At 63.0% G+C, this 3,760-nt stretch carries 2 protein-coding genes; both read left to right on the plus strand.

Features of this window, described 5'->3' with window-relative positions:
* Positions 1 to 150 precede the first annotated feature (150 nt).
* Entirely contained in the window at positions 151 to 1,317 is a 1,167-nt protein-coding gene (locus B7R21_RS19565) for a tyrosine-type recombinase/integrase (RefSeq protein ID WP_116284927.1), read from the plus strand.
* A complete protein-coding gene (locus tag B7R21_RS19570; RefSeq protein ID WP_147305998.1) occupies positions 1,310 to 3,736 on the plus strand; it encodes a tyrosine-type recombinase/integrase in 2,427 nt (808 codons plus the stop codon). The genes B7R21_RS19565 and B7R21_RS19570 overlap by 8 nt, the downstream gene beginning before the upstream one ends.
* The last annotated feature ends 24 nt before the right edge of the window (positions 3,737 to 3,760 follow it).

Below are 3,760 nucleotides of genomic sequence, written 5' to 3' on the forward strand. Positions count from 1 at the left end.
CACGACTTGTTGACCGCACTAACTGGGTCAGTTTGCGGGCGTTGGTCGTGGTGGCGAACATTCGCCGCGCCGACGGCGATCATCGTCCGCGGATCCTGCGCGCTCGTGTGCTCTGGTCGTCGCAGAGGCTTATGGGAAGAGGACGTCGTTATGAATGAGAATCATCTGGAAACACGCGAAGTGACCCGGTTGGTGATAGCGATGGTCGGTCGGATCTCGCAGATCGATGAATCACCCGGGACAGTCCTGCTTGATGCGTCGGGCGTGCCCGTGCCCGAGGTGAGTGATTTCTTTCGGACCATGTTGGCGTCAGGGGCTAGCTTCAGTTCGCTGCGCTCTTACGGGATGGCGTTGCTTCGTTGGTGGAGGTTTCTGGCAGCGGTAGGGGTGCCGTGGCAGAGGGCGGGACGAATCGAGGCACGAGATTTCGTCCTCTGGATGCGGCTGGTGGGACCGACCGGACGGGGCAGTGGGTATGCGCCGGCGACGATCAATCACGCGTTGGCGGTGGTGAAGATGTTCTATACCGACCGGGCGGCTCTCGGCGAGGGGCCGCTCGTGAACCCGGTTCCCGAGGCGTCGGGTCGCGATGGCCAGCGTCTACAAGCGCACCACAACCCGATGCAGCCTTACAGGCCTGGGCCGCGGGCACCGTTTCGGCAGAAGCTGCCCGAGTTGGTCCCGCGCAGCCTGCCGGATCGCAAATTTGATGAGTTGTTCGCTGCGATGCGGTCGGACCGGGACCGGGCGCTTCTGGCGTTCTACGTCTCGACGGGCGCACGAGCGGCGGAGCTTCTCGGGGTGACTACTGCTCTGATCGACCCGGGTGAGCAGCGAATCGGGGTCCACCGAAAAGGGTCGGGTCGCCTGCAGTGGCTGCCGGCGTCGGCGGATGCGTTCGTGTGGTTGCGGCTCTACGAGGAACAGGCCGATCGGCCTGATGGACAGAGCGCGTTGTGGTTGACCCGGCGACAGCCAATTCGGGCGCTGACGTACTCGGCTGTTCGGCGGATGTTGCAGCGGGCGAACGCAACGTTGGGGACGGGGTGGACGTTGCATGACCTGCGTCATACGGCCGCGCAGCGGATGATCGACGACCCCGGACTTTCCTTGAGCGACGTCCAATGGGTGCTGGGACATGCGCACCTGACAACAACGCAGCTGTATTTGCGGCCACGCGAGGATGAGGTCGTGGCCCGAGTCCTTGATCATCATCGGGGTCGATCCGAAAGGCCGGCACCCCCGATCCTTCCAGGAGGGGTGTCCTATCGGGCCGAGGATTTAGACGCATTACTGGGAGGCGGGGGTCGTGGTTGAACATGTTGATGCTGTTTCGTTCCTCACCAAGGGCGCACGCCCGTCGAAAAACCGTTCGAACGAGCACGACTTTCTTACCCCGTCGCTACCGACGCCGGTGATTGCCCGGCCCACGGTCTGGGCGGCATCACAACAGTCGGTCGAAGAAGTCCTGGCCGGCGTCGGAGCGCTCGAAGCGAGGAGCACCCGCTCGGAGTTAGCTCGTAACCTTCGCGGAGTGCGGCTGTTGCTCGGTTGGCTACAAAGCTTCCCGGGCGAATCGTGGCAGCAACGCTGGTTCGCGTCCGGCGCCGATGCCGCCGGACGCGCATGGAGTCAGTCGTTCGCCACCGGAACTGGCTCAACTGATGTGACGAACTTTCGGTCTCTGGCAACAGGCGCGGCAGGACGGTTGATTCTGCTCGACGTGATCCGTCCGAGCTATCAGTGGCTCTACAGCGCCCCCTCGAACACGCTCTACCGCCGATTCGAGAACATTAAGGATGAGTCCGGATTCGCCATGATGGGTGTCCTCTGCGACACCGACCAGCGTCTGACCGTGTCGGACCGGCGGGCGGCGTTCATTCAACTGGCCCGGATCCTCATGCACAACGGCGGCCAGCTGGCTGAGATCACGTTGGCCGACTGCATCGAGGCCTACCGGGCGCAAACCGGCTACAGCTCCCGGCTTCACTCGCACTGGTTCACCCTGTTGAAACAGGCGAACATCCTGCCCGCTGACGCGCCCCCGACCATTTACGCTGCGAGCCGTCGAGGTCAGCTGACTATCGAAGAAATCGTCGACGGCTACAACATCGATTCCCGGCCGATGCGGGACCTGTTCGTGGACTACCTTCATGAACGGCAGCCCGGGTTGGACTACAAAACGATCCGGCAGCTCGCGTCGAAACTCATTCTGCTTTTCTGGCGCGACCTGGAGCTGCACGAACCGGGCATCGAGTCCCTGCACTTGAGCGTGAAAACGGCCCGAGCGTGGAAGGAGCGTTTGAACCATGTCCGATACGGCAATCACAAACTCGGTGCCGTCCGTGAGGACCCTTTCACTATCTTGATGGCTGTTCGCGCTTTCTACGCCGACCTGTCCCACTGGGCGCTGGAGGACCCTGCGCGCTGGTCGAGGTGGGCCGCGCCGTCACCGGTGGGCTCACGAGATCTCGCTGGAATGGGTAAAGCTGTCAAGCACGCCCGGTCGCGGATGCACCAACGCATCCGCGAACTTGCCCCGCTGCTACCCCGACTGGTCGATGCCGCCGCGGAACGCCGCGCCCACACGGAGCAGATGCTGACCGCCGCGACCAGCACCCGTCCTGGCGACCCTGTGACGGTTGGCGCAACCACTCTGCTCCGCACCGCTCGAGTCATTGACCCAGCCCGGCCCCGGCTGGGACGTCCCGGCATCATTTACGCCACCGCCGTCGACGGTCCCGGGCCCCGACGGAACCTGACCTTGGAGGCCGACAAAGCCTTCTGGGCCTGGGCCTGCGTTGAGGTGTTTCGGCACACCGGCATCCGGATCGAGGAGATGCTGGAAATCACGCACCGCTCCTTCGTGTCCTACACGCTGCCCAGCACAGGCGAGGTGATCCCGATGCTGCAAATCACTCCGTCCAAGACGGACAAGGAACGTCTGCTGGTCATCGGCCCCGAACTCGCCAGCGTTTTCGCCGAGATCATTCACCGGGTTCGGGGCGGCGAAGAACATATCCCGCTGATCAGCCGTTACGACCCTCAGGGACGAACCCACAGCCAACCGTTGCCGTTCCTCTTTCAACGTCGGTGGGGGCTCCGCGACATCGCGATCAGTAACATGCGTGTCAAAGAGATGCTCGAAGAACTCGTCGCCGAAGCAAACATCCGGAACACCGACGGCACCCCGGCCCACTTCAGTCCACACGATTTCCGCCGGATTTTCGCGACCGAAGCCGTAGCTTCCGGACTGCCCGTGCACATCACGGCCAAGATCCTCGGCCACGAATCAATAGCCACCACCCAGACCTACATTGCCGTCTACGACCAAGACGTCATCGACCACCACCGTGCATTCATCGCACGGCGACGCAGCCTGCGACCATCCGGCGAATACCGCGAACCCACAGACAGCGAATGGGACGAATTCCTCGGGCACTTCGTCAAACGGAAAGTCGAGCTCGGAACCTGCGGCCGCTCCTATGGCAGCGGCTGCCAACACGAGCACGCCTGCGTCCGCTGCCCCATGTTGCGCCCAGATCCCAGCCAGCAACTCCGGCTAGAACAGATCATCGCCAACCTGCGCGAACGTCTCACCGAAGCCCGTGACCAAGGCTGGCTCGGTGAAGTCGAAGGTCTACAGACCAGTCTCTCGGCCGCCGAGCAGAAGCTCACGCAAATGCGCCGAACCGCGACCAACCTCGGGCTACCCGCCTTTCCTGCCCGAACGTAGAAGCCGGCATAGTGCGGAAAAGAG

This window comes from Subtercola boreus, from assembly GCF_003399625.1.
GTDB lineage: Bacteria > Actinomycetota > Actinomycetes > Actinomycetales > Microbacteriaceae > Subtercola > Subtercola boreus_C.

Excerpts from the sequence above, each read along its gene's own strand:
- B7R21_RS19565 (WP_116284927.1), top strand. The coding sequence starts at position 151 with ATGAATGAGAATCATCTGGAAACACGCGAAGTGACCCGGTTGGTGATA.